Here is a 26,383-nt window from a genome sequence, read left to right as displayed (position 1 = left end):
GGCAGCTCCTACAGGAGGACGCATTGCAATGTAGGAGCTGCCGAAGGCTGCGATCTTTTAGCTATCCCACAAACTCCATAAGCCGATACCCAACCCCCGCCTCCGTCACAATAAACCGTGGTCTTGTCGGATCATCCGCCAGTTTCTGCCGCAAATGCCCCACCACTATCCGCAAATAATGACTGTCCTCGGTGTGCGTCGGCCCCCAGATATCCTTGAGCAATTGCTGCTGTGTGATCACCCTTCCCGGATGCCGCGCCAGTTGCGCCAGCACCGCGTATTCCTTGCGAGTCAGCGCCACTTCAACGCCGTCGAGCAGCACCCGCCGATAGGCCAGATCCACGGTCAGCGGGCCAAAACTCAACGCCGCTTGTTGCGCCTCCCCCGCCGGCGCCTGACGCAACAACGCCCGCACCCGCGCAAGAAATTCCTGAATGCCGAACGGCTTGGTCACGTAGTCGTTGGCGCCGCCATCCAGTGCCTCGACTTTCTGCCCTTCGCTGGCACGCACCGACAACACAAGCACCGGCGCCGTGGCCCATTCGCGAAACTCACGGAGCACTTGCTGGCCGTCCATGTCCGGCAGGCCGAGGTCGAGCACCAGCAAGTCCGGTTTATTCAGCGCCGCTTGCGCCAAGCCCTCGGCGCCGGTGCCAGCCTCGAGCACTTTGTAGCCTTGTGAGGCGAGGCTGATGCGCAGGAATTTGCGGATCTGCGGTTCGTCGTCGATGACCAAAATGGTCGCGGTCTGGCTCATGAATTCACATCAACACAAAAGATGGGCAAGAGAGTAGCGCAGTCGGCATCAGGCTTCATTGTCCATCCCCGGTTGCGCCTGCAACGGCAGGTGCAGAGTGATGCAGGTGCCGCGCCCTTCGATGCCGTCAGCGACGGTGATTCGTCCGCCATGCGCACCGACCATGCCCTGACAGATCGCCAGCCCGAGACCGGTGCCCTGCCCACCGCGATCGCCGCGTGCAGCGGTGTAGAACATGTCGAAAATCTTCGCGCGCTCGTCTTCGGGAATCCCCGGGCCTTCGTCACTGACCGAGAAGAAAATCTCGCTGTCATCGGCGCCGGCGCGTAACTCCAGACGACCGTGATTTGGCGAAAACCGTGCGGCGTTTTCCATCACGTTGACCAACGCCTGCTCGATCAGCGCAGCATGCACGAACAGCAACGGCAACTCGGCCGGCACCTCGGTGCTGACCTGCAACGGCGCCAGCACCGCGCGCAGGCGATTGAGCGAACTGCCGACGATATCCGCCGGCGACACCCAGTCCCGCGCCAGTTTCAACGCGCCGTGGCCGAGGCGGGTCATGTCGAGCAGATTCTGGATATAGCGGTCAAGGCGTTCGGCTTCATCACGAGTGCCTTCAAGCAGCTCGCGGCGATCCTCCAACGGGATTGCTTCGCCGAGCGCCAACAGGCTGTCGATGCTACCGCGCATGGCGGTCAACGGTGTGCGCAAATCGTGCGAAACCGAGGCCAGCAGCGCACTGCGCAATTGCTCGGTTTCGCCATGCAGGCGTGCGGCTTCGAGATCGTCGGCCAGTTGCGCGCGGGCCAGTGCCTGCGCCAGCGGCTGGCTCAACGCGGTCAGCAGACGTCGGCGCTGGCCGCTCAAGGTCTGGCCTTCTTTAGCGCAAACACCGAGCAGCGCCAGCGGACCGTCCTCGACCGACAATGGCCACCACCACCAACGCCCGAACGGCAACGTGCCAGTGCCCATGCCCGCTGGTTGATCGTGTTGCCAGGCCCAATCGGCGGCAGCGCGTTCGGCTTCGGTGAATTGCAGCGGCCCGCCAGTCTCGACTTTCCAGCCGCCCTGACCGTCGCGATTGAGCAGGCACAGTTGCAGATCGCTCCAGCCGTTGAGGTGTTGCGCGGCGGCGCTGATCACGGCCTGGCGATCGGTTGCGGCAGTGAGTTTGCGCGACAGATCGAGCAGCTCGGTGGTCTCTTCCTGGGTGTCGCGCAACGCCTGCAATTGTCGACGCTGACGCGCCGCAAGGTTGCCGGTGAGCGCCGCCATCAAGAGGAAAAACAACAGAGTCAGCACGTCTTCTTCGCGCTGGATGCTGAAGGAAAAATTCGGCGGAATGAACAGAAAATCGTAAGTAAGAAACGACAGCGCTGCACAGGCCAACGCCGGGCCGAGGCTGCTGCGCACCGCCACCAGCAACACCGCCGCGAGGAACACCAGCGAGATGTTCGGCAACGGCAACACACTCGACACCGCCCACGCCAAGGCACTGGCCAACAGCGTGGCGACCAGCGCCAGCGCATAGTCGAACCACACCAGCGTCAGCGGGTTGCGCTGACGCGGTTGATGCTGTTGGTGATCGCTGTCGAGGACGTTGATTTCCAGACCGTGGGCCTGGCGCAGCAAACGCGCTGCGAGACCGCCACCGAACAGTCGACGACGCAAACGCGGTCGCGACTGACCGACCAGCACCAGACTCGCGCGACGTTCGGCGGCATGCTGGATCAGGGTTTTCGCCACCTCACCGGCGCGCAACAAAACCACTTCACCGCCGAGGCGTTCGGCCAGTTGCTGAGCGCTTTGCAGGCGCAGCCGCGATTGCTCGTCGCGCACGCTGCCGTTGTCGACGTGCACCAGACTCCACGGCAAATGCCGACGCTGCGCGACACGGCTGGCGTGGCGCACAAGGCGTTCGGCCTGCGCGTCGCCATCGACTCCGACCAACAATCTGCCACGCACCGCCGGCGCGGCCTGACCGAGTTGGCGATAACCTTGCGCAAGATCGTTATCGACTTGCGCGGCGGCGGTTTGCATCGCCAGTTCGCGCAATGCAGTGAGGTTGGTCTGGGTGAAAAACGCATCGATCGCCGCACGCGCCTGCTCCGGCACGTAGACCTTGCCTTCGCGCAGACGCTCAAGCAATTCGCGCGGCGGCAGGTCGATCAGCAGCAGTTCGTAAGCTTCTTGCAGCACCCAGTCCGGCAGGGTTTCGCGCACCTGCACACCGGTGATGCCGCGTACCTGATCGTTAAGACTTTCAAGGTGCTGGACGTTGACCGTGGTGAACACGTCGATGCCGGCGGCGAGCAATTCCTGAATGTCTTGCCAGCGTTTGTCGTGGCGACTGCCGGGGGCGTTGCTGTGGGCCAGTTCATCGACCAGCACCAGTTTCGGTTTGGCCGCGAGGATGCCGTCGAGATCCATTTCTTCGAGCATCACGCCACGGTATTCCGAGCGCAGCAGCGGTTGTTGCGGCAAGCCGCCAAGGAGCGCTTCGGTTTCGGCGCGGCCATGGGTTTCGACGACGCCGGCGAGGACTTTTACGCCCTGACGGAGTTGCGTGTGCGCGGCCTGAAGCATGGCGTAGGTTTTGCCGACGCCGGGGGCGGCGCCGAGGAAAACCTTGAGCCGGCCCCGGCCATCGCGGGGCAGGTCTGCTAACAGTGCGTCGGCGCGGCCGGAGTCGCTCATGCTTGATGCTCTCTCTTCCTGATGATCGTTCCCACGCTCTGCGTGGGAATGCAGCCCGGGACGCTCTGCGTCCCACCAAAGCGGACGCGGAGCGTCCATTGATGCATCCCCACGCAGAGCGTGGGAACGATCATCTCTACAGTTTTTCCAGTGCCATGTTCAGCTCCAGCACATTGACCACCGGCGGCCCCACCAGCGGCTGTTCGATGTGCGCATCGAGCAGTTGCTGCACGGTAGCGACCGGCAGATTTCGCGCTGCCGCGACTCGCGCCAGTTGATAGGCAATTGCCGCCGGAGGCAAGTGCGGATCGAGGCCGCTGCCGGAGGTGGTCAACAGCGCCAACGGCACCGGGCCCTGGCCTGGCACCTGCAATTTGTTGGCGTCGTCGATCACCCGCGTGGCAAGTGCCGGGTTGCTCGGCGCGAGGTTGCTGGCGCTGCTGGAAACCGTGGCGAAGGCGCCGGCGGAAGGACGTGGATGGAACCAGGCGTCGCCGACGAAATCCTGAGCGATCAGGGATGAGCCGCGGACTTTGCCGGTGGCATCGTGGACGAGGCTGCCGTTGGCTTGCTCGGGGAAAGCGACCTGGGCGATGCCGGTGACCACCAGTGGGTAGGCGACGCCGGTGACCAGGGTCATCAGCACCAGCAGGCTGAGGGCGGGACGTATCATTGTGGACATTTCAAAATCCTCGAATTCGTTGGGCAAACTTTTGTGGGGTGTCAGGGGGATCGTTTCCCCCTCACCCCAGCCCTCTCCCCCAAGGGGGCGAGGGGAAAGGGAGCCGATCTCTATGCTTTTCAAAACCTGAGTTCGACTCGATAGCTCAGGTCGACGTACCTCTGATAAACCACTCGGTCAGTCCCCTCTCCCTCCGGGAGAGGGCTAGGGTGAGGGGCTCTTCCAGCCTCAAACCAAATGCAACGCCGTGAGCAGCATGTCGATCGCCTTGATCCCCACAAACGGCACCAGAATCCCGCCCAATCCATAGATCAACAGATTGCGCCGCAACAACGCCGCTGCACTCGCTGCCTGCACGCGCACACCGCGCAATGCCAGCGGAATCAGCACAACAATAATCAGCGCGTTGAAGACGATGGCCGAGAGAATCGCGCTCTGCGGGCTGGTCAACTGCATGATGTTCAGCACCCCCAGTTGCGGATAAATCGAGGCAAACAGCGCTGGAAGAATGGCGAAGTATTTGGCCACGTCGTTGGCAATGGAAAAGGTCGTCAGCGCGCCACGGGTCACTAGCAATTCCTTACCGATCTGCACCACGTCGAGCAGCTTGGTCGGGTCGCTGTCGAGATCGACCATGTTCGCCGCTTCACGCGCCGCTTGTGTGCCGTCGTTCATCGCCATACCAACGTCAGCCTGGGCCAGCGCCGGAGCATCGTTGGCGCCGTCACCGCACATCGCAACCAGACGACCGTCGTTTTGCTCGTGACGAATACGCGCGAGTTTTTTCTCTGGCGTGGCTTCGGCGAGCACATCATCCACACCTGCTTCAGCAGCAATCGCCGCAGCGGTCAGCGGGTTATCACCGGTGACCATCACCGTGCGAATCCCGAGTTTGCGCAGTTCGGCAAAACGCTCACGAATCCCCGGTTTGACCACGTCCTTGAGGTGGATCGCGCCGAGCAATTTACCGTCCGCGCAAACCAGCAACGGCGTGCCACCGCTCTGGGCGATCTTGTCGATTTCCCGCGCCAGCGCCGGGGCCAGATCCGCGCGTTTCTGACCGAGGAAACTCAGCAGCGAATCCACTGCGCCTTTGCGATACACACGTCCCTGATAGTCGACGCCGGATAAACGCGTCTCGGCGCTGAACGGCACGCCAGTCAGGGTTTCCAGCGCCGGTTCTGCTTGCGGATGCAGACCGCGCAGGTACTCGACGATCGACTTGCCTTCAGCGGTGTCGTCGGCCAGCGAAGCAAACAGCGCGCCCTCGGCCAACTCACGACCATTCACACCCGGCGCGGCATACACCGCGCTGCAGCGACGGTTACCGAAAGTGATGGTGCCGGTCTTGTCGAGCAGCAGCACGTGCACGTCGCCCGCCGCTTCTACCGCACGGCCAGACTTGGCGATGACGTTGAGGCGCACCAGACGATCCATCCCGGCAATACCAATCGCCGACAGCAGACCACCAATGGTGGTCGGAATCAGTGTGACCAGCAGCGCCACCAGAAACACCAGCGGCAAGCTGCCGTTAGCGAAATGGGCGAACGGTTGCAGCGTCACCACGACCAGCAAGAAGATCAACGTCAGGCCGATCAGCAGAATATCCAGCGCCACTTCGTTCGGGGTTTTCTGGCGTTTGGCGCCTTCGACCAGGGCGATCATGCGATCCAGGGTCGACTCGCCCGGGTTGACGGTGATCTTCACCAGCAACCAGTCGGAAACCAGTCGGGTGTTGCCGGTGACAGCCGAACGGTCGCCGCCGGACTCGCGAATCACTGGCGCGGATTCACCGGTGATCGCTGCTTCGTTGACCGCCGCGATGCCTTCGATGACTTCGCCGTCACCGGGGATCATTTCCCCGGCTTCGACGCGCACCACATCGCCCTTGCGCAGACTTGCCGCAGGCACCACTTGAAAGCTGCCATTGGCTTGTTTGCGTCGAGCGCTGAGGCCTTCGCTGCCAGCCTTGAGACTGTCGGCGCGGGCCTTGCCGCGACCTTCGGCCAAGGCCTCGGCGAAGTTGGCGAACAGCACGGTGAACCACAGCCACAGGGCGATTTGTGCGGCGACAAAGGTCGGCACGTCGGCATCCGGGAGGAAGCACAGCACGGTGGTGAAAATCGCCGTCAGTTCGACCACCAGCATCACCGGCGAACGCTTCAGCTGCCGAGGGTCGAGTTTGACGAAAGCTTGCACCAGCGCCGGGCGCCACAGGGCCGAGATCGCGGTTTTCGCTTGTTCCGGCGCCTTGACGGCGGCGGGTTTGATTGCGGGCATATTCATCATTCAGTCCTCAGAAGCCCATGCTCAGGTGTTCGGCGATTGGGCCGAGCGCCAGTGTCGGCAAGAAGGTCAGGCCGCCCACCAGCAAAATGGTCACGGTCAACAGGGTCACGAACAGCGGGCCGTGGGTCGGGAAGCTGTTCTGGCCGATCGGTGCGGTTTTCTTCATCGCCAGACTGCCGGCCAAGGCCAGAACCGGGAGGATGTAACCGAAGCGCCCGATCAACATGCCCAGACCCAACATCAAGTTGTGGAACGGCGTGTTCGCGCTCAGGCCACCGAACGCCGAGCCGTTGTTGGCACTCGCCGAGGTGTAGGCGTAGAGCAACTGGCTGAAACCGTGCGGGCCGGGGTTGCTGATGGTCGCCGCAGCACTGGGCACCGCTGCGGCAATCGCACCGAGCACCAGCACGCCGACCGGCATCACCAGCAAGGTCACCACCAGCAATTGCACTTCACGCGCCTGGAGTTTTTTGCCGAGGTATTCCGGGGTGCGCCCAATCATCAAACCGGCGAGGAACACCGCGATCAGCACGTTGAGCAACATGCCGTAAAGCCCGGCACCGACGCCGCCGAAGATCACTTCGCCGACCATCATATTGACCAGCGCCACCATGCCGCTGAGCGGGTTGAGGCTGTCGTGCATGCCGTTGACCGAACCGTTCGACGCGGCCGTGGTGGTCACCGACCAGAGCACGGTGGCGGTGGTGCCGAAACGTGCTTCCTTGCCTTCCAGCGGCGCGGTCTGTTCGACGGCAGCGTTGTTCAGGGTCGGGTTCGGTTGGTACTCGGCCCACAACGAGGTCGCGCCGCCGATCAGGAACAGCGCCAGCATGCAGGCGATGATCGCGCGGCTCTGACGCAGGTCTTTGACGTAATGGCCGAAGGTGAACACCAGCGCCACCGGGATCAGAATGATCGAGGTGACTTCGAACAGGTTGCTCCACGCGGTCGGGTTCTCGAACGGGTGCGCCGAGTTGACGCCGAAGAAGCCGCCACCGTTGGTGCCCAGTTGCTTGATCGCAATCTGGCTGGCCGCAGGGCCGAGCGGGATCACTTGATCAACGCCCTGCATCGTCACCGCATGCACATACTGCGCGAAGGTTTGCGGCACGCCTTGCCAGACCAGATACAGCGCCAGCAGCAGGCACAGCGGCAGCAGGCCATAAAGAGTGGCGCGAGTCATGTCGACCCAGAAGTTGCCGAGGGTTTTCGTCGATTTACGGCCGATGCCACGGCACAGCGCGACCAGTACGGCGAGGCCGGTGGCGGCGCTGACGAAGTTCTGCACGGTCAGGCCGACCATCTGGCTCAGGTAGCTGAGGGTCGCTTCGCCGCTGTAGGACTGCCAGTTGGTGTTGGTCATGAAACTGATCGCGGTGTTGAACGCCTGCGTCCATTCCTGGCCCGGCAGGTTCTGCGGATTCAGCGGCAAGTGATCCTGGAACAACAGAATCGCGAACAGCAGCAGGAAACCGGCGAGGTTGAACGCCAGCAGCGCCAGGGTGTACTTCTGCCAGCTCTGTTCAGCCTCGGGATCGACACCGGAGATGCGGTAGCAACCGCGCTCGACCGGGCCAAGAATCGGCGTCAGCCAGGTGCGCTGACCTTCCATCACTTTGTAGTAGAAGCGCCCGAGGAACGGCGCCGGCAGCAAGACCAACGCAAAAAACGCGAGGATCAGCCAATAGTCATAACTGTGCATAGCCGCTCCTAGTTCCGATCCGCGCGCAACAGCGCAACCAACAAATAAATGAACAGCCCCACTGCCAGTAGCAGTGACACCCCGTCCAGAACGCTCATGGAAGATCTCCGTGTTACGGCGTATTGCCGCGTGTGGGGTGATTGTCGGAAAGGAGGCTGTAAAGGAACGAGACCGAGGGGGTTGGCTGGGCATAAAGAAAGCGTAAAGAGTGGGTTTATGCGGGCGTTACAGCAGGCATTTGCGTCGTCAGGCCAGGCCTCTTCGCGAGCAAGCTCGCTCCCACATTTTGAAATGCGCGCGTCTAGACACCGCTGAAACCTGTGGGAGCGAGCTTGCTCGCGAAGACGGCATAACAGGCACCACTGCACCCAACTGGCGCATAAATACGGGCCATCCAGCTGCGAACATCCCCGATACGACCCCATTCAACTTATTACGACTTGTTTCACCGCAATGGCACGCCCACTGCACGCGCCCTCCCCCGAGCTTTCCAAACCGTTCAGGGAGCAAGCGCATGAACACACAACTCAAACCCACGCTGGGCACATTGCACCTGTGGGGCATCGCCGTCGGCCTGGTGATTTCCGGCGAATATTTCGGCTGGAGTTACGGCTGGGGCGTCGCCGGCACGCTGGGCTTTCTGGTGACTTCGTTCATGGTCGCGACCATGTACACCTGCTTTATCTTCAGCTTCACCGAACTGACCACCGCAATTCCCCATGCTGGCGGGCCGTTTGCCTACAGCCGTCGCGCCTTCGGAGAGAAAGGTGGGCTGATCGCAGGGTTGGCGACGCTGATCGAATTCGTCTTCGCGCCACCGGCGATTGCGCTGGCCATCGGCGCTTATTTGAATGTGCAGTTTCCGGCACTTGATCCGAAACACGCAGCGGTCGGCGCGTACATCGTCTTTATGGGCTTGAACATTCTCGGGGTGAAACTGGCGGCGACGTTTGAATTGATCGTCTGCGTGCTGGCCGTCGCCGAGTTGCTGGTGTTCATGGGCGTGGTCGCGCCGGCCTTCAGCTTCAGCAACTTCGCTCTAAATGGCTGGGCCGGTTCCGATGTATTCGGTGCGCCAGCGATTGCCGGCATGTTCGCGGCGATTCCGTTTGCGATCTGGTTTTTCCTCGCCATCGAAGGCGCGGCGATGGCCGCCGAAGAAGCCAAGGATCCGAAACGCACGATTCCCAAGGCCTATATCAGCGGCATTCTCACTCTGGTTTTATTGGCGATGGGCGTGATGTTCTTTGCCGGCGGCGTCGGTGACTGGCGCACCTTGGCCAACATCAACGATCCACTGCCGCAAGCCATGAAAACCGTGGTCGGCGACAATTCGGGCTGGCTGCACATGCTGGTCTGGATTGGCTTGTTCGGACTGGTGGCGAGTTTCCACGGGATCATCCTCGGCTACTCGCGGCAGTTCTTCGCCCTCGCCCGCGCCGGCTACCTGCCCGCTTCGCTGGCAAAACTCTCGCGCTTCCAGACGCCGCACCGCGCGATCATTGTCGGCGGCATCATTGGCATCGCGGCGATCTACAGCGACGGCCTGATCAATCTCGGCGGCATGACCCTCACCGCCGCGATGATCACCATGGCGGTATTCGGCGCGATCGTCATGTACATCATGAGCATGCTCAGCCTGTTCAAACTGCGCAAATCGGAGCCGAACCTGGAACGCACTTTCCGCGCGCCGTGCTATCCGCTGATCCCGATGATCGCGCTGGTTTTGGCGGTGGTGTGCCTGGTGGCGATGGCGTGGTTCAACGCGTTGATCGGGCTGATTTTCCTCGGCTTCATGGCCGTGGGCTTCGGCTACTTCCTGCTCACCGGGCAATTACGCGCCAATGCGCCGGCCGACGCCATGCTCACGGGCCAATAAGTCCCCTGTAGGAGCTGCCGAAGGCTGCGATCTGTTGATCTTGTATTTTGAAAAAGCAAAGTCAAAAGATCGCAGCGTGCCGCAGCTCCTACAGGGAATTAAGGTGCTGCGGGGATATCAGGCCTAGAATGGAACCACTGCGAAGTCGCTTCGCTCAAAAGTGGTAAGCAGCGTCGCACGGCGAAATCCTCGTCGATCGATCTGCCATTAAGGAGAGCCGTTATGCCCTGGTATGCCTGGTTGATTCTGGTCGTTGCAATCGGCTCGATCGTTGGCGGTTTGATGATGTTGCGAGACACCGCCAACAAGGTCGAACTGACCGATGAAGAACGCAAACGCGTGGCTGCACGCAACGCCGAAGCGGACGCCAAAGAAGCGCAAGACCGCTGAACCAGACCCCGCCCAATCGGCGGGGTTTGTGTTTTTTTGGACGCTTTGGACTTATCTGCATGCTTTTTAGAAGTAGAAGTACAGTCACCATTTAATTTTGTGTGGTTAAGATGGGGGCATTGTTGCGGAGAGAGTTTCAGATGCGTTACTCGCAGGACCATAAAGCCCAGACCCATCAGCGCATCATCAAGGAAGCCTCGGCACGATTTCGCAAGGACGGAATCGGCGCCACAGGCTTGCAACCCTTGATGAAGGCACTGGGGTTGACCCACGGTGGCTTCTACTCGCACTTCAAATCCAAGGACGAATTGGTGGAGAAGGCCCTGCAAGAAGCCGGCGCACAACTCGATGCGCACTGCGCCATGTTGTTTTCTGAAGAGCAACCTTTGGAAGCCTTCATCGACAGTTACCTGTCCGAATGGCACTTCACCTCGCCCCATGAAGGTTGCCCGTTACCGACCATGTCTTCGGAGCTCGGTTTGCGCGGACAGCCAAGCCCGACCACCGACGCTGTGCTTAATGCGCGACTCGAGCAAGTGCAGAACACCCTCGGTGGCGAGAGTGCCGCTGATCGCAGCATCGTGATCATGGCCACTCTGTTGGGAGCATTGGTACTTGCGCGTAGCGTCGAAGATCCTGAGCTGGCCCAGCGCATTCTCGGCGTTACGCGCGCGCATCTGAAAAATCAGCAGGACTAGTCTTTCCAGCGCTTGAACAACACGCTGGCATTGACCCCACCGAAGCCGAAGCCGTTGGACAGCGCATATTCGATTGGCATCGAACGCGCCTTGCCGTGCACGATGTCCACGCCTTCGCTCGCCGGATCCGGGTTATCGAAATTTAGCGTCGGCGGCACCACCTGATCACGAATCGCCAACAGCGTGAAGATCGCCTCCAGCCCACCCGCAGCGCCGAGCAAATGTCCGGTCGACGATTTGGTCGAAGTCACGGCGATTTTGTTTTCTGTACCGAACACACTTTTGATCGCCGCCAACTCGCCCAGATCCCCAACCGGCGTTGAAGTGGCGTGGGCGTTGAGATGCTGCACATCAGAGGCTTTAATGCCGGCCTGAGCCAGTGCCAGCTCCATCGCCCGTCGCGCACCGCTGCCATCCTCAGGCCCGGCAGTCAGGTGATAAGCGTCAGCGCTGGTACCGTAACCGACCAATTCGGCCAGCGGTTTTGCCCCGCGCGCAAGCGCATGCTCCAGTGACTCAATGACCAGCAGCCCCGCGCCCTCGCCCATCACAAAACCGTCACGACCACTGTCGAATGGACGCGAGGCACGTTCCGGCGTGTCGTTGTAGCCGCTGGACAGGGCTCGAGCTGCCGCAAAACCAGCGAGGCTGACCCGATCAATCGCCGCCTCCGCCCCGCCGCACACGGCAATGTCCGCTTCGCCCGCACGAATCATGCGCGCCGCATCGCCGATTGCCTGAACGCCAGCGGCACATGCCGTTACCGGTGCACCCAACGGGCCTTTCAAACCATGCTGGATCGACACATGACCAGCGGCCAGATTCACCAGAAATGACGGAATGGTGAACGGTGACAAACGTCGTGGGCCACGACTGTCCGTGGTGCGCACTGCATCGGCGATCGCACCGAAACCACCTACGCCGGAGCCGATGATCGTCGCCGTACGCTCCTGACCCGCAGCGTCGGTCGGATGCCATCCTGCCTGCTCCAACGCCTGCCGCGCCGCCTCCATGGCGAACAGAATGAAGCGATCCATCTTCTTCTGTTCTTTCGGCGGCGTGGCGCGATCGGGATCGAAACCGCCTTCGGCGTCCTCCGCCAGCGTTGGCACTATGCCGCCGACGCGGGTGGGCAAATCGGCGCTCACCGCTTCCGGTAGAGTGCGCAAACCAGATCGCGCGCCCAGTAACCGCTGCCAAACGACTTCGACATCACTGCCCAAAGGCGAAACCAGACCCATCCCGGTAACTACAATTCGACGCTGATTCATACCGCGCTTTCCTCTGACCAACTTGCAAGGGACTTACTTATAACGACTGGCCGCAGCACTGCGGGACAGGTTCGGCGCCATGACATGCCGGGCCGCAACGAAGGCTTGCCATTCGCCAGCATCAGGCAGGGAAGGAATGGTGATCAATTCGCCCTGATCCAGACCGGCCAGTGCAGCATCGACCATCTCGCCCGCGTCCATGACCATTTCTGCAGGAATACCGCTGGCATCGATTCCGGAACGTTCCCAGATTTCGGTACGGGTCACGCCAGGCAGCACGGCTTGAATCTTGACGCCAGTGCCGTCGAGTTCGGCATGCAACGATTGAGTCAGGCTCAACACATAAGCCTTGCTCGCACTGTACGTGGCGTTGAAACGCTCGGGGAACAGCGCCACTACTGAGGCGATATTAATAATCGTGCCGCGTCCGGCTTTGGCAAAACTCGCTGCCGCAGCCGAAGCCAAACGAGTCACCGTGGTGACGTTAAGCTGAATCAGACGCTCGAGCTTATCCATATCGGCATTGGCCAACAGACCATCAGCGGCAACCCCGGCATTGTTCACCAACAGGCTGATGCTTGAGTCGCTGCGCAGACGTTGCTCGAGTTTGAGCACATCATCCTTTTGTGTCAGATCCGCTTTGAGCACTTCAACCTGAATGCCGTGGGCGTCACGTAATTGAGTGGCGGTATTTTCCAGACGCTCTTTGTCGCGAGCCACCAACAGCAGATCAAAACCACGCGCGGCCAACCTTTCTGCGTAGATGGCACCGATGCCGGACGATGCGCCGGTGACCAGAGCAGTACCTTGGGGCTTAACAGCATTCATGACGGTGCTCCTGAAATTCACAAAGGGAAAATGGGTTTCGATCATTGATCGTGAAATTATTATAGGCATAATTTTAACGCAATATGATAGCCGTAATTTTTAGCTGTCCGACGAACGCCTCCGATATCCTCACGCTGAATCCTCACCCCAGAAAACAGAAAGGCCGGTCAATGACCGGCCCCATGGCGTTGAACAATCAGCTTAGTTCACTTCCAGCTTGTCACGGTTGCGATCGAGGATCGCCTTGCCGATGCCTTTCACTTCCAGCAATTCATCCACCGATGCGAAAGGACCATTTGTTTCACGATAGGCAACAATCGCTTGAGCCTTGGCTGCCCCGACACCCGTCAGTTCCTTCTGCAAGGTCGCCGCATCCGCGTCATTAAGATCAAGTTTTGGATGCACTGGGATCGCTGCCGTCTCGATGACGAGAGGCGCCTTTGAAGTCTCTGCGCTCGTCGATGGCGCCGCTACGGCGGCGATCGAGACGCTGGTAAACAGAGCAAAAATCAGAGAATAGAAGTAACCGGTACGCATAGTTGAAGCTCCATGACATCGAATTGAGAAGCAGCTCTTCCCAAGCTGCTTCTCAACCCTAGGTCATGGTGGGCACCTGTCAAAAGTGTGTACGTTACTGGATGTGAAACAATCAGGGCTCGAGGCGGCGTTGCTGGTAGATCCAGTCAACAATTTCGCCGTCGGGGGCATAGCCGCTGACGGTTTCTCGCAGGAGCTGACGAACTCTGGAGTAATCATCTTTTTCAACGGCCAGAAGCAGTTCACACAATCGCGTTTTCAATACGTCCCAAGGCAGGTGATCTTCATTGGCGGTCATGATCATCGGGTGGGGGGTTGCGGCAACGTTATCGCCGATTAACAGCTCCTCATAGAGCTTTTCGCCCGGGCGTAACCCAGTGAACTCAATGGAGATATCACCCTGGGGATTACGGTCGGAACGAATACTCAAGCCAGACAGGTGGATCATCTTTTCTGCCAGCTCGACAATTTTCACCGGTTCGCCCATGTCCAACACAAAGACATCACCTCCCTGCCCCATCGAACCGGCCTGGATAACCAGTTGTGCGGCCTCCGGAATAGTCATGAAATAGCGGGTGATTTTCGGGTGGGTAACGGTCAATGGTCCACCGGCCTTGATCTGACTGTGGAACAGCGGTATCACCGATCCGGAGGAACCCAGCACATTGCCGAAGCGCACCATTGTGTAGCGAGTTTTATTCACTCGCGAAACGTTGGCCTTGTCGCCGAAGAACACAGGAGCAACTTCGCGGCTGAGGGCCTGAAGTGTGAGTTCCGCCAGGCGCTTGGTACTGCCCATCACGTTCGTTGGCCGTACGGCCTTGTCAGTCGAGATCAACACAAAATTGGAAACCCCTGACTGCAAGGCTGCCTGCGCGGTGTTGAGGGTACCTATGACATTGTTCAAGACGCCTTCGGCAACGTTATGCTCAACCATTGGAACATGCTTGTAAGCGGCCGCGTGATATACCGTATCGACCCGCCAGGTGGTCATTACATCAAGCAATTTATTCTGATCACGAATAGACCCGAGAATGGGTAGTAACCTGACAGAACCTGACTCCCGACACCCACGCCGCTCTAGCTCCGAAAGTATGCTGTAGAGATTGAACTCGCCGTGTTCAAACAGAATCAGCGCTGTCGGATTCAGTGTAAATATTTGCCGACAGAGTTCCGAACCTATCGAACCGCCCGCTCCGGTAACCATGACGGTCTTTCCCTTGATACAACGCTCCAGCAAGTCAGCTTGCGCAGGAACCGCATCACGACCTAGCAGGTCGGCAATATCGACCTCCTGAATGTCTTCGACCTTTACCCTGCCACTGGCCAAATCCGTGAAATTCGGAACGCTACGCACGTGGAGCGGAAAACTCTCGAGCAGGTTGAGAATCTCCCTGCGACGTGCTCGCGTTGAAGATGGCAGAGCCAGCAGTATTTCCTGCGCGCCCGTCTCATCGATCATTTGTTGAATATGCTTGGGCTTGTAAACCTGAAGCCCGGAAATTGAACGATCAGCAATTCCGGCATCGTCATCGATAAACGCGACCGGGCGCATGACGCGCCCCATTCGCAGCGCCGCAACAAGCTGATTGCCGGCAACGCCCGCACCGTAAATCGCAACTTTGATAAGCCCGTCATCCCGAGTGGTAAACGGTACGTGCTGGGCGGTATTGAACCAGTCACCCATGAAGTATTGGCGCATGCACAGGCGCAAGCCGCCGATAATGACGAGGCTGAGCCACCAGTAATTGAAGATGATCGAGCGAGGAATGACAGCTTGATGATTGCTGTACCAATAAACCACCAAAGCGAGAATCAGCGAGGACAGACTGACGGCCTTGATAATGGCGATGAGCGCATCGTTACCGAAATAACGCATGACCGCTCGATACATACCGAAACGGATGAAAAGTGGCACCGCGACGACAGGAGCACAGGCAAAAAGCCAAAAATGGACTTTGAAAGGATTGTACATGTCGTCGATACCCAGACGCACGATGAAGGCTAGCCACAGCGCAAGCCAGACGAGCACGACGTCTGTCGCAACCTGAATCAGCCTTTTCTGCCTGCGCGGCAGCCCCAGCAATAGAGTCCGTACCTTATCCATTACACCTCTCTGAGCGCGACGCCCACTCCTTGACCACAGCGACCTTCATTGTACCCACCTCGCTGGAACAAGCAGAAACGAATAAAGCACTATCCAGATAATCACACTGAGCGGTACAGTTTTTGCTTTAACCGCCGAGCGAGCATTTTATGAAAAGCCTCGCTACAATCCTAACCTAAGCGGCACAAGGAAATGGTCGTAAAATTGACGCCTCATGCAAAACTTCGAGCGTCTGCTGGCGTGTCTCGCTGACATTTATGACTGCCCGGTCGCATTTCAATTGACAATCCAATCGAATTCACGAGCTAAAATGTCCAAAAATCTTACTGCTCATACACAGTCTGTGGACGCGACGCGTCGGAGTTCATTAAAGAATCAGCGCCCTGTCGTCATATGGCTGACCGGACTGAGTGGCGCCGGGAAATCCTCAGTGGCAAATGCACTGGAACTGGCCCTATGTGAAGCAGGCCACCACACGTATCTGCTTGACGGGGATAATCTGCGAATGGGGTTGTGCAAGGATCTGGGTTTCAGCGACGACAGCCGCGTGGAAAACATCAGGAGAGTTTCCGAGGTTTCAAGGCTTTTCATCGATGCCGGCCTGATAGTCATCACCGCATTTATTTCCCCGTTCAATCGAGACAGGCAGCTGGCGCGTGAAGTGATCGGCAGTGAGTCGTTCATAGAAGTATTCGTAGACGCTCCACTGTCCGAGTGTAAAAGAAGGGACCCTAAGGGCCTCTACAAGAAAGCGGAGCAAGGGCTCATCAAGAATTTTACTGGCATTGACTCTGCCTACGAAGCCCCGAAAAATCCCGAAATTCACATCAACACGCTCGATGACGATGTGAATACATGCGTAGCGCAAATCCTCAAGTATTTGAAAGAAGTGTACATATGAGTTCTCTCGTTATTATCGGAGCCGGCTTTAGCGGGACCGTGGCAGCGATTGAATTTTTACGGACCGCACCTGAGGGCTCAGCACTCATCATCCTCAATCGTTCAGGACAATTGGCCAGAGGACTTGCCTATGGCACTAACAGTGCCATACATCTTTTGAATGTACCTGCCGGTAATATGTCAGCAATTGTCACTGAGCCAGACTCCTATCTGGATTACTGCAAATCACAGAACGAGGACATCACTTCAAATTGCTTTACCCCCAGGAAAATGTACGGCGAGTATCTGGAGTCATTGCTGACCCAGGCAGAAGCAGACGCGAGGGGACGCGTCGATTTCAAGCAGATCACCGGCAACGCCAAACGTGTTTCTGCCTTTGAACAAGGCGCGAAGATAGAGCTGGATAACCGAGAAGAGATCTTCGCAGATCAAGTCATACTCGCGCTCGGGCATTTCCCTCCCCTCTCTCCTTCCGCGTTACAACCACTACAGGATTCGCCCCGGTACATTAAGGATCCTTGGTCGAAAGATATATCGAAGCTGCGGGACAGCGACGCGTCAGTCCTGTTGGTCGGTGGTGGATTAACAGCGCTTGATGTGATCTCGAGTTTGAAAAAATCGAATCATTCAGGCGACATCATCATGCTTTCCCGGCGTGGCCTACTTCCGATTCCACACAGAGTCAGCAGAGGCGCTACACACTCGCACCCTGCGCTTGTTCAGGAACTGACGCAAAAAACGCCGGACATTCTGTGCTATTTCCGCATCATCAGGAATTACATAAGCAACAATCCGGAAATGAATTGGCGGGATGTCATCGCAGCGATTCGCCCGGTAACAACGACACTTTGGTTGAAGCTTCCCGACAAGGAACGACGTCGATTTTTACGCCATCTTCAACCCTACTGGGATGTTCACCGTCACCGCGTGGCGCCGACGACCTATGCGGTATTTGACGAGAGCCTCAAAGCAAAAAAAATAAAGACTCTTGCAGGACGCGTGCACTCCGCCGAAGAGAACGAACACGGTGCCAGGGTATCAGTCAGACTGCGTGGTGACGAACACCTGACAGAACTGAGCGTCACATACATCATTAACTGCACCGGCCCGAACTCAAACCCGTCTCTTATAAATGAAGCGCTGATCAGGAATCTTGTGGTTGAAGAACTGGTCAGTACTGACTTACACGGACTGGGAATCAACGTCAATCGCGACATGGCGGTGATTGATCCATCAGGAAAAGCGTCAACCTGGCTAAGTTATGTAGGACCGATGCTCAAGGCGAAACTCTGGGAAGCGACTGCGGTTCCCGAGTTACGCATTCACGCATCAGCCGTTGCAAAAAAGGTGGTTAAACTGTTCTCTCAAAGCAGCCCCACCTCAATCTGATAGGCTAAAGAGTGAATAACCCGCTCACACCCCGATCAATATGAATAAAAAACATCATTCATCGGGCGTGAAACATGGCCAAAACTTCTGCCCCTGCGCAACATCGTATTTACTGAAACACGGAACCAACGGACTCAGCTTTTGAAAAACCAGAAACCTTTCAACGCCCCTGACGCTCCGTTGCCGGTTGGTAAACGCCATCAGCACCGTTCAAGCCCGGTAGTCGGCGTGCTTCTCTGCACATACAATGGTGAGCAATACATTTCTCAACAAATCGACTCAATCGTCGATCAGTCCCACCAAAACTGGAAGATATACATCTCTGACGATGGCTCAACGGATAGCACTCTCCAAATACTTGAGGGCTATCAACAGAAAATCGGCCAAGAACGACTTCAAGTCTTCCAGGGCCCTAAAGCTGGATTTGCCAAAAACTTTCTGTCAATGATCAATCGCGACGAGATTGAAGCAGATTATTTTGCCTTCTCCGACCAGGACGACATCTGGCTCAAGGACAAACTGGAAAGAAGTTTAAACTTCTTCTCCGATGCATCAGCTGATGGCCCCACCTTGTATTGTTCACGGACCATTCTGTTCGGAAAAAATAATTCAAAAAAAGAAACCTCTCCGTTATTTAAAGCCCCGCCCAGCTTCAAGAACGCACTGGTACAAAGCCTGGCCGGTGGCAACACTATGCTCATCAATGGCATAGGCCGAGAACTATTGAAGGGCGTTAGTAGTAAATTCGAAATTGTTTCTCATGACTGGATTACCTACTTAATCATAAGCGGATGCGGCGGACAGGTAATCTACGACCCGGAACCAACCGTTCTCTATCGACAGCATGAAAACAATTTGATCGGTGGAAACATGAGTCTCCAAGACCGTATCAATCGCTTGAGAAAAGTACTCGGTGGTAGTTTCATCGAGTGGAATGATAACAACCTGCTTATCATCAACTCTCTGAAAGTGACACTGACCGACCAGAACAAAACGACGCTGGAGTGTTTTGAGTTAGCAAGGAAGAGTTCCTTTCTCAAACGTATCGCACTGATAATAAAATCCGGTGTATATAGACAAACCGTAGCAGGAAATATCAGCCTTGCCATCGCAACCGTCCTGAACAAACTCTGAAAAAACCTGATCCATCGTATGTAAAAAATATCGCATCGCTTGCCGTCGAAAATTTGACGTCTTTTGTGCATTCGTGTACCCGTCCTTCACGCTGGCTCCAAAAGCTAAAAATTCATTCCAGCAGTGCAATAGTCTCCCGCATATCGTAAAATCCAAGGTCGAATCGGATTGAACCGACGGACATTTTAGCTAACGCGATAATGTTACAGATAGCTTTGGAAAGTACCTCGAGTCTGGAGACCACAAATGAAAGCCGTAATTACAGGAATCACTGGTCAGGATGGCGCCTACCTGGCGCAGCTCCTGCTTGAAAAGGGCTATACCGTATTTGGCACCTATCGCAGGACCAGTTCTGTCAATTTTTGGCGCATTGAAGAGCTAGGCATCGAAAACCATCCCAATTTGCATTTAGTCGAATATGATTTGACTGACCTCTCCGCCAGCATTCGTTTGCTGGAATCGACTGAGGCCGTTGAAGTTTACAACCTGGCGGCACAAAGCTTTGTCGGGGTATCTTTTGATCAACCGCTGACCACAGCAGAAATCACCGGATTGGGCGCGGTTAATTTGCTCGAAGCCATCCGGATTGTTAATAAAAAAATTCGTTACTATCAGGCATCCACCTCCGAGATGTTTGGTAAAGTTCAAGCGATCCCGCAAAAGGAAGACACGCCTTTCTATCCGAGAAGCCCATACGGTATTGCCAAGTTGTACGCACACTGGATGACCATCAACTACAGAGAGTCGTATGACATTTTTGCTACAAGCGGAATTTTGTTCAACCATGAATCACCGCTACGCGGCAGAGAGTTTGTGACTCGCAAAATCACCGACTCTGTAGCAAAAATCAAGCTTGGCAAACAACAAACTGTTGAACTTGGAAATATGGATGCCAAGCGCGACTGGGGTTACGCTAAAGAGTACGTTGAAGGTATGTGGCGAATGCTTCAGGCGGAAACGCCGGACACCTTCGTCCTCGCCACTCATCGTGCAGAAACAGTCCGCGACTTCGTGTCGCTGGCCTGTAAAGCAGTGGATATCAATCTTGCGTGGCAAGGAGACAATGAGCAGGAAAAGGGAATTGACACGGCCACAGGGAAAACAATTGTATCGATAAATCCGAAATTCTATCGCCCAACCGAGGTGGATCTTTTGCTAGGCGATGCCAGCAAGGCAAAGGAAACTCTTGGCTGGGAGGCTAAAACATCATTGGAAGAGCTATGCCGTATGATGGTCGAGGCTGATATGAAACGAAACCAGCTAGGGTTTTCATTCTGAAGAAATAACGTGCCCTCTTCTGGCTCATCAATCTTGGGGCACTTAGGAGATGAGCCAGCCGGCTTCACACCTGAGGTGACAGCATTGAAAAAACTACTTTTAACCGGCGCCAACGGATTTGTCGGTAGCGCTTTAATTGAACACCTGCTTATTGCCGGGTATCAAGTCACCTGCACGACCACTTCTCCCCCGAGATCTCAGCCAAGCGAATACGAATGTATCAATCTGGATATTCGTGACAAAAACGCTGTTGAAGACACTGTCAGAAAAGTCAAGCCGACTCACCTTATCCATTTAGCCGCTATCTCCAATGTTGCGACCAGTTTTCGTGACCCTTATTTGACATGGGAAACGAACGTCCTCGGAACCATTAACATTCTGGAAGCGATTAAAAATCAAGCGTCCGATTGCTTTTCGCTGTTCGTAAGCTCATCTGAAGTATATGGCTCAGCCTTCAAAAGTAATATTCCTCTTGATGAGGAAAGCAGATGCCTCCCTCTTAATCCCTATGCGGCCAGCAAACTGGCGACCGAAGCGGCGATCGGGCAATATTTTGCAACTTCCTTGAGAGGTGTGATTACCCGCCCCTTCAATCATATTGGCCCCGGGCAATCGCCTGACTTTGTGACAGCATCTTTTGCCAAGCAAATCGCAATGATTGAATGCTCCAGGCAAGAGCCAATCATTCATGTTGGGAATCTTGATGCCAACAGAGACTTTTTGGATGTGCATGACGTCTGCCGTGCGTATATAAAACTGTTAGAGCATGAGAAAAACGACTTACCGCATAGCATCTACAACATATGTTCAGGGAAAGCACACAAAATCAAGAGCCTTCTCGAAATCATGCTCAGTCAGAGCGATACGAAGATTGATATAAAACTTGATCCAACGCGGCTCCGACCTTCCGACATACCTTTTGCTGTTGGTTGCAAGAAAAGAATAATCACTGACATCGGTTGGCAACCAGAAAAATCTATCGACGAGGCACTGGCATCACTTCTGAATTATTGGAGAGATCGCTCACAACAAACCTCCCTCCTAAACCATGCTTCTTGAAATGGCATGCACAGACCTCCGAAGCTTCTGCTGCCAGAGAAGCGCATCTCAGGAATAAATTAGATGTTAATTCCAGTAATTTTGAGTGGTGGAAGCGGAACGCGGCTTTGGCCACTTTCACGCAAGGACTTACCAAAGCAGTTTCTTGCACTGGTTGATGAAGAGCAAACGCTATTTCAGCAAACGCTGGAGCGAGCTGCCCGTTTACCGGAGGCACATGCTCCTATTATTGTTTGCAGTGAAACTCACCGTTTTGTGGCAGCAGAGCAAGCACGGGCTCAGCTGGAAGACAAACCCGCGGCAATCATTCTGGAACCTGTAGCGAGAAACACAGCGCCTGCAATTACTGCTGCGGCCCTACTCGCTCAAGAAATTGATGTTAACGCTAACATCATCGTATTCCCGGCTGATCACATTATCTATGACAGTGACAGCTTTATAAGGGCGGTTTCAGAGTCGTACGAACTTCTTGATAAAGGCTACCTCTTAACGTTCGGCATACGCCCTCAAACCCCTGAAACAGGCTTTGGTTATATCCGCCGTGGCAAGGCAGTCAGCACCTCGGCTTTTGTGGTTGATAAATTCGTAGAAAAACCCGATCTACCAAAAGCCATTGAGTACGTGGAGTCCGGCAACTACGACTGGAATTCCGGAATCTTCATGTTCAAGGCAGCAGATTTTATAGATGAGTTATCTCGCTATGCGCCGGATGTCTTGACCACTGTCAGCAATTCAATAAAGAATTCCGACAAGGACATGGATTTTATTCGACTGGAACAAGCCTCGTTTGAACGTTCACCGGATGTATCCATCGATTACGCGGTAATGGAGAAGACAAAAAAAGCCGCCGTTATACCTGTTGAATGTGGCTGGAACGATATTGGTTCCTGGTCGGCCCTTTGGGAGGTTTCACCAAAAGATGAAAACCAGAACCATATAAAAGGCGACGTTATCACGATCGATACGGGCTCGAGTATGATCATGAGCCATGACCGTCATGTAATCGCTACCGTGGGAATCGATAATTTAATCGTTGTATCTACTCCGGATGCAACATTGATAGCAGCCAAAGATAAAGTACAACATGTAAAGTCAATAGTAGACAAGCTCAAAGCATCGAATCGGACCGAACACCTTTCGCACAGAATCGTTTATCGTCCTTGGGGATGCTACAACTCAATAGACTCCGGGGCCCGATTCCAAGTAAAGCGAATCATCGTTAAACCTGGCGCATCGCTTAGCTCACAAAAACACTATCACAGAGCCGAACATTGGATCGTTGTTTCGGGGACTGCGGAAGTGACGTGCGACGACAAGGTAATACTATTGTCGGAGAATCAAAGCACTTACTTACCATTAGGCTCAGTCCATCGTCTACACAACCCAGGGAAGCTACCGCTTGAACTTATTGAAGTTCAGTCAGGAAGTTATCTGGGAGAGGATGACATCGTACGATTTGATGATATTTACGGGCGAAAATAATAAAAAATCAGTTAGCCCAAGCCTGCTGGGCTAACTGAATAATAAACAGCCAAAACTTATCTTCTACATCTCGTTAAAGTCGTGAATACTCACTCGGCATTAGCCGACTTATATCTATCCAGCAACCTGCGATGCCAAGGCTTCTTAGGAACGGCTGCGATATCATAAGAGATAAACGCCAATATCAATTGTAATCCGGTTAAGACTGGAAGTGCAGAGAGCATCACTGTACCCGCTGGAGTGACCGCTCCTTTATTTAAGGACGATATCCACTCTCCCACCCCGAAGACAACACCAAACACCATCAAAGCGACACCAATGGGCAATTCAAAAGAAGCGATAGACAAATCCCTCAGATAATAGTTATAAAAAATTCTCTTGAAAAAATTTCGACAATGTTTCATTAGAAACTCGCCGACAATTTTCGAGATTTTTAAATTACTGACCTCATCGCCGTACGTTGCATCCATAGGAACATCTTGCACTACAGCGCGAAGGATATTCAGACGAAAGAGAATATCGGTTTCAAAAAAATACCGTTTACTTATTTTTTCAAACGGCAAATGCTTCGCCACGTCAGCATGGATGGCGGTATAACCATTAGTGGGATCAAAAAGATCCCAGTATCCGGAGGAAAATTTAGTCATAAAAGACAGGACTGCGTTTCCAAAGATCCTGATACCTGGCATTGCACGTAATTCTTCAAGATCATAGAAACGGTTACCTTTGGTATAATCCGCCTCACCTGCCAGAATTGGATTCGCAAAGAATGCCACAAGCGACGGATCCATCTGACCGTCACCATCAACTTTCACTATAACCGTAGCACCATCGGCGATTGCCTGCTTATAGCCCGTCATTACAGCACCACCAACGCCCAGGTTGATGTCATTGTATAAAACAGTTACACGAGGATCTGTACACGTTTCCTTTATGTAATCCCCGGAAGCTTCTGGGCACTTATCATCCACCGCATAAATTCGCCACACTTCATCACCAAAACCGGCGATAACCTTTTCTATATGCGCGCGGACTTTAAAGCAGGGAATAACGACAGCTATTTTATCTCGATTTTTGTTCATGACACTCTCATCATCTAAATATACAAGTGAGTTTAGTGCACCGAAATCACTTCTACCGAAAGCGAGGAGAGTGCAACACCTAACGCTCTGTTCGACCCAAGCGGTTTTAAAGGTTTTGACGACACCAAAATATTCTGTGTAGGCTCGTTAACATCAAGCAAAAACTCGTAATCTGATCCGACATCACTCAGCTTGATAGAGGCCATAGAGCTTCCAATTTTAACCTCAATCGGCTCCATCGCGTTTTCTTTAAGAACCCATCCTGACAATTTGACCTTAAGCTTCCCGGAAACCTCCTTGGGAAGCCTTATAGAAGCTACCGCCTGTGATGTCCAAGCCCCCCACTCCTCAGCCACATTGAATCCTTGATACACGCTACGGTTTGCGCTTTTCTTAAGGTCTACGGAAATCTTTTCGCCAACCCCAAGCGATCCTTCACTTTCGACAAGATATAGCCGCAGCGGCCGCAGGTCAGCGATCAAGGTCGTTTTGACTTCAAGATCGTATTCCCCATCAACCACAAGCCAGTTCGCGCCGGCGATATCCCGATTGGAAATAACGGATCCCTCAGCCCGATCAAGTGGCCAGGCTGCTTTCCCCAAGTTAAACAACGCATAAGACTCCCGGCCAAATCGCTCCTGTGAAACCACTACGCCATCACCATAACCACCGGCACTAATCAGTTGCCCGAGAATCCGGCTTTTTCCAGACACATCTTTATTGGCAGATAAATGAGTCAGAACCCAGGAATAATTCTGTGCCAGCCCGCTACTCAGTATTACGAACAAGAATATAGAGTATCCACGAGTGAAATTTTTTGTGTTACCTAAACAATAAATTATGCCGACAAACAAGAAAGCATAAAGCACATAACCCCAATGCCGAAACTGAAAGTTGTAGTTCCAGAGATACCAGTTTTTGCTATTAAAAAATGCAAAAAGCATCGGATTATCCCAAGGATAAATCTTAAAAAAACCATTCACTATCAGTAACGAAAAGACCACCGCCAGCAAAGAAATACCCAGCATCCATTTTTTGGTTTTCTCTGTGCATTGAGCCACCGCATAGAAGTAAAGGACAGGCAGCAATGATAGCGCGGGGCCTAAGTAACGTCCGTGCAGTCGGAGAGCTTCACTCTCTCTCAGCAAAGCAGCGCCCGCAGTGAACCAGGCTGTCATTGCCACATGCACGCCTATAAGGGCCAATGCGAAAACAGCAAGCATCAGTTTTTCAGGCGCAGGCGATTCCGAGTCCGAAGGCCGAAAAATTCCCCGACAAGTGCCTGCGACCGCCCAATAAATGACTGGAGAAAAAACCAGACAAATAACGACTACATGCACAGAAAAGTACAGGGCAAACGATAGAATTTTTTTTACGAATGTGATCTGCCCATTTGTGCTTTCAATATATTGTCCATAAAAGGAAAGCCCCAATGCATTAGACGGATTAAAGCTCCAGACGTCGCTCACGGCGCCCCAGATCGCGAGAACTGTAAAATAAACAAATACAATCAGTACAAGTGCATGGAGAGCGGCATTTTTCAAAAAACCGCCTCGATTACTTGCATATTGAAATACACCCATCGCGCCGATGGCGGCGAGCATGATTGCTAAGGCATGAGGTTTGATAAGTATCGCGACGGCTAACAGGCAGCCAACCATAACACTGGCGAAATAGGGGCGAATTGTATAGGTGCGAACCATCAAATAGCCAATAATCGATGATATGAACACTAACTCGATTTCCGGCATAACAGAGTAGATGTATATCTGAGAGGGCATCATTAAAAATGCGCCAACTCCAAAAACACCGCATTTACTGCCGACAGTGGGCGATACCGTTTTATACAGCACAAACGCCGAAATTATATATTCCGCCACATGCACCAATCTATAACCGACAACAAATTGATCTTGAAACAAATCATAAAAAAAATGAACAAATGCAAAGTACAACAAATTCGAAAGTTGCTGCAGTTGCGGATCACGCTGATGAATCAATTGTAAATCGGAAGAAAATTTACCACTGATAAAATATACATACTCATCAGACGCGAATATGGGCGTACCGGCAATCGCCGAGAACCCAAAATAAAACATCGCTGCGATCAGCAATAAATATGGCAAAGAAACCGCGAATTTGTTGCCAACCGGATTAATTATCATCACCCTTTACCCAGCTTGAAATTTCTCTTTGTCATATGCCTTTCGGCATATGAC

21 protein-coding genes are annotated in these 26,383 nt (G+C 54.5%); 9 read left to right on the top strand and 12 right to left on the bottom strand.

The window, feature by feature from the left end:
- Positions 1-61: 61 nt before the first annotated feature.
- The 6 genes from GVL50_RS01980 to kdpF all read right to left on the bottom strand — a co-directional run bounded on the left by GVL50_RS01980 (position 62) and on the right by kdpF (position 8,228).
- Complete coding sequence (locus GVL50_RS01980; RefSeq protein ID WP_053122408.1) at positions 62-757, bottom strand: response regulator; 696 nt, start codon at positions 755-757, stop codon at positions 62-64.
- A 48-nt stretch (positions 758-805) separates the two neighbouring features.
- Entirely contained in the window at positions 806-3,457 is a 2,652-nt protein-coding gene (locus GVL50_RS01975) for a sensor histidine kinase KdpD (RefSeq protein WP_159811561.1), read from the bottom strand.
- A gap of 136 nt (positions 3,458-3,593) precedes the next feature.
- Positions 3,594-4,139: a potassium-transporting ATPase subunit KdpC gene (gene kdpC, locus GVL50_RS01970; RefSeq protein ID WP_159811560.1), complete on the bottom strand. Its 546-nt coding sequence runs from the start codon at positions 4,137-4,139 to the stop codon at positions 3,594-3,596.
- A 228-nt stretch (positions 4,140-4,367) separates the two neighbouring features.
- Positions 4,368-6,425 carry a potassium-transporting ATPase subunit KdpB gene (gene kdpB / locus GVL50_RS01965; RefSeq protein WP_159811559.1) on the bottom strand — a complete coding sequence of 686 codons (2,058 nt, stop codon included), beginning with the start codon at positions 6,423-6,425 and terminating at the stop codon, positions 4,368-4,370.
- A 10-nt stretch (positions 6,426-6,435) separates the two neighbouring features.
- Positions 6,436-8,130: a potassium-transporting ATPase subunit KdpA gene (gene kdpA / locus GVL50_RS01960; RefSeq protein WP_159811558.1), complete on the bottom strand. Its 1,695-nt coding sequence runs from the start codon at positions 8,128-8,130 to the stop codon at positions 6,436-6,438.
- 8 nt (positions 8,131-8,138) lie between these two features.
- Complete coding sequence (gene kdpF, locus GVL50_RS01955) at positions 8,139-8,228, bottom strand: K(+)-transporting ATPase subunit F (protein WP_007899818.1); 90 nt, start codon at positions 8,226-8,228, stop codon at positions 8,139-8,141.
- Between the two features lie 416 nt (positions 8,229-8,644).
- Between kdpF and eat the strand changes: the two genes are divergently transcribed.
- The 3 genes from eat to GVL50_RS01940 all read left to right on the top strand — a co-directional run bounded on the left by eat (position 8,645) and on the right by GVL50_RS01940 (position 11,097).
- On the top strand, positions 8,645-10,009 hold the full coding sequence (gene eat / locus GVL50_RS01950) for an ethanolamine permease (RefSeq protein ID WP_053122419.1): 1,365 nt from the start codon (positions 8,645-8,647) through the stop codon (positions 10,007-10,009).
- A gap of 222 nt (positions 10,010-10,231) precedes the next feature.
- Positions 10,232-10,399 carry a DUF2897 family protein gene (locus tag GVL50_RS01945; RefSeq protein ID WP_080896048.1) on the top strand — a complete coding sequence of 56 codons (168 nt, stop codon included), beginning with the start codon at positions 10,232-10,234 and terminating at the stop codon, positions 10,397-10,399.
- Between the two features lie 140 nt (positions 10,400-10,539).
- A complete protein-coding gene (locus tag GVL50_RS01940; protein WP_159811557.1) occupies positions 10,540-11,097 on the top strand; it encodes a TetR/AcrR family transcriptional regulator in 558 nt (185 codons plus the stop codon).
- Here the strand turns inward: GVL50_RS01940 and fabF are convergent.
- The 4 genes from fabF to GVL50_RS01920 form a co-directional block, all read right to left on the bottom strand.
- Positions 11,094-12,368 carry a beta-ketoacyl-ACP synthase II gene (gene fabF, locus GVL50_RS01935; protein WP_159811556.1) on the bottom strand — a complete coding sequence of 425 codons (1,275 nt, stop codon included), beginning with the start codon at positions 12,366-12,368 and terminating at the stop codon, positions 11,094-11,096. The two genes, GVL50_RS01940 and fabF, sit on opposite strands and share 4 nt — an antisense overlap.
- Positions 12,369-12,401: 33 nt before the next feature.
- Positions 12,402-13,196, bottom strand: coding sequence for an SDR family oxidoreductase (locus GVL50_RS01930; RefSeq protein WP_159811555.1), 795 nt, complete (start codon positions 13,194-13,196; stop codon positions 12,402-12,404).
- Positions 13,197-13,397: 201 nt separating this feature from the next.
- Positions 13,398-13,733: a helix-hairpin-helix domain-containing protein gene (locus tag GVL50_RS01925; protein WP_159811554.1), complete on the bottom strand. Its 336-nt coding sequence runs from the start codon at positions 13,731-13,733 to the stop codon at positions 13,398-13,400.
- A gap of 112 nt (positions 13,734-13,845) precedes the next feature.
- Positions 13,846-15,840: a nucleoside-diphosphate sugar epimerase/dehydratase gene (locus GVL50_RS01920; RefSeq protein ID WP_159811553.1), complete on the bottom strand. Its 1,995-nt coding sequence runs from the start codon at positions 15,838-15,840 to the stop codon at positions 13,846-13,848.
- A 310-nt stretch (positions 15,841-16,150) separates the two neighbouring features.
- On the opposite strand from GVL50_RS01920, the gene cysC reads away from it, so the two are divergent.
- The 6 genes from cysC (at position 16,151) to GVL50_RS01890 (ending at position 23,082) form a co-directional block, all read left to right on the top strand.
- Complete coding sequence (gene cysC / locus GVL50_RS01915; RefSeq protein ID WP_159811552.1) at positions 16,151-16,741, top strand: adenylyl-sulfate kinase; 591 nt, start codon at positions 16,151-16,153, stop codon at positions 16,739-16,741.
- A complete protein-coding gene (locus tag GVL50_RS01910) occupies positions 16,738-18,129 on the top strand; it encodes an FAD/NAD(P)-binding protein (RefSeq protein WP_159811551.1) in 1,392 nt (463 codons plus the stop codon). Before cysC ends, GVL50_RS01910 begins: the two co-directional genes overlap by 4 nt.
- Positions 18,130-18,270: 141 nt before the next feature.
- Positions 18,271-19,263, top strand: coding sequence for a glycosyltransferase family 2 protein (locus GVL50_RS01905; RefSeq protein ID WP_256671805.1), 993 nt, complete (start codon positions 18,271-18,273; stop codon positions 19,261-19,263).
- Between the two features lie 246 nt (positions 19,264-19,509).
- Positions 19,510-20,541: a GDP-mannose 4,6-dehydratase gene (gene gmd / locus GVL50_RS01900; RefSeq protein ID WP_159811550.1), complete on the top strand. Its 1,032-nt coding sequence runs from the start codon at positions 19,510-19,512 to the stop codon at positions 20,539-20,541.
- A 9-nt stretch (positions 20,542-20,550) separates the two neighbouring features.
- A complete protein-coding gene (locus tag GVL50_RS01895; RefSeq protein ID WP_306109855.1) occupies positions 20,551-21,600 on the top strand; it encodes a GDP-mannose 4,6-dehydratase in 1,050 nt (349 codons plus the stop codon).
- A gap of 63 nt (positions 21,601-21,663) precedes the next feature.
- A complete protein-coding gene (locus GVL50_RS01890) occupies positions 21,664-23,082 on the top strand; it encodes a mannose-1-phosphate guanylyltransferase/mannose-6-phosphate isomerase (RefSeq protein ID WP_159811549.1) in 1,419 nt (472 codons plus the stop codon).
- 89 nt (positions 23,083-23,171) lie between these two features.
- Here the strand turns inward: GVL50_RS01890 and GVL50_RS01885 are convergent, their stop codons facing one another.
- Together GVL50_RS01885 and GVL50_RS01880 are read right to left on the bottom strand one after the other, a co-directional pair.
- Positions 23,172-24,164, bottom strand: coding sequence for a glycosyltransferase family 2 protein (locus GVL50_RS01885; RefSeq protein WP_159811548.1), 993 nt, complete (start codon positions 24,162-24,164; stop codon positions 23,172-23,174).
- Positions 24,165-24,196: 32 nt separating this feature from the next.
- Positions 24,197-26,329 (bottom strand): glycosyltransferase family 39 protein, encoded by a 2,133-nt coding sequence (locus GVL50_RS01880; RefSeq protein ID WP_159811547.1) that lies wholly within the window; start codon positions 26,327-26,329, stop codon positions 24,197-24,199.
- Positions 26,330-26,383: the final 54 nt, after the last annotated feature.

It is taken from the genome of Pseudomonas sp. 18058, assembly GCF_902706155.1.
In the GTDB taxonomy this organism is placed as follows: Bacteria; Pseudomonadota; Gammaproteobacteria; order Pseudomonadales; family Pseudomonadaceae; genus Aquipseudomonas; species Aquipseudomonas rustica.
The sequence above is the reverse complement of the archived record's forward strand: the minus strand, read 5'-3'. Positions and strand labels throughout refer to the sequence as shown.

Coding starts and splice junctions, on each gene's coding strand:
- GVL50_RS01925 (WP_159811554.1), bottom strand. CDS start 13,733: ATGCGTACCGGTTACTTCTATTCTCTGATTTTTGCTCTGTTTACCAGC.
- GVL50_RS01940 (WP_159811557.1), top strand. CDS start 10,540: ATGCGTTACTCGCAGGACCATAAAGCCCAGACCCATCAGCGCATCATC.
- GVL50_RS01910 (WP_159811551.1), top strand. CDS start 16,738: ATGAGTTCTCTCGTTATTATCGGAGCCGGCTTTAGCGGGACCGTGGCA.
- GVL50_RS01890 (WP_159811549.1), top strand. CDS start 21,664: ATGTTAATTCCAGTAATTTTGAGTGGTGGAAGCGGAACGCGGCTTTGG.
- eat (WP_053122419.1), top strand. CDS start 8,645: ATGAACACACAACTCAAACCCACGCTGGGCACATTGCACCTGTGGGGC.
- GVL50_RS01975 (WP_159811561.1), bottom strand. CDS start 3,457: ATGAGCGACTCCGGCCGCGCCGACGCACTGTTAGCAGACCTGCCCCGC.
- GVL50_RS01930 (WP_159811555.1), bottom strand. CDS start 13,196: ATGAATGCTGTTAAGCCCCAAGGTACTGCTCTGGTCACCGGCGCATCG.
- fabF (WP_159811556.1), bottom strand. CDS start 12,368: ATGAATCAGCGTCGAATTGTAGTTACCGGGATGGGTCTGGTTTCGCCT.
- GVL50_RS01980 (WP_053122408.1), bottom strand. CDS start 757: ATGAGCCAGACCGCGACCATTTTGGTCATCGACGACGAACCGCAGATC.
- GVL50_RS01920 (WP_159811553.1), bottom strand. CDS start 15,840: ATGGATAAGGTACGGACTCTATTGCTGGGGCTGCCGCGCAGGCAGAAA.
- cysC (WP_159811552.1), top strand. CDS start 16,151: ATGTCCAAAAATCTTACTGCTCATACACAGTCTGTGGACGCGACGCGT.
- kdpC (WP_159811560.1), bottom strand. CDS start 4,139: ATGTCCACAATGATACGTCCCGCCCTCAGCCTGCTGGTGCTGATGACC.
- GVL50_RS01945 (WP_080896048.1), top strand. CDS start 10,232: ATGCCCTGGTATGCCTGGTTGATTCTGGTCGTTGCAATCGGCTCGATC.
- GVL50_RS01880 (WP_159811547.1), bottom strand. CDS start 26,329: ATGATAATTAATCCGGTTGGCAACAAATTCGCGGTTTCTTTGCCATAT.
- gmd (WP_159811550.1), top strand. CDS start 19,510: ATGAAAGCCGTAATTACAGGAATCACTGGTCAGGATGGCGCCTACCTG.
- kdpF (WP_007899818.1), bottom strand. CDS start 8,228: ATGAGCGTTCTGGACGGGGTGTCACTGCTACTGGCAGTGGGGCTGTTC.
- GVL50_RS01885 (WP_159811548.1), bottom strand. CDS start 24,164: ATGAACAAAAATCGAGATAAAATAGCTGTCGTTATTCCCTGCTTTAAA.
- kdpB (WP_159811559.1), bottom strand. CDS start 6,425: ATGAATATGCCCGCAATCAAACCCGCCGCCGTCAAGGCGCCGGAACAA.
- kdpA (WP_159811558.1), bottom strand. CDS start 8,130: ATGCACAGTTATGACTATTGGCTGATCCTCGCGTTTTTTGCGTTGGTC.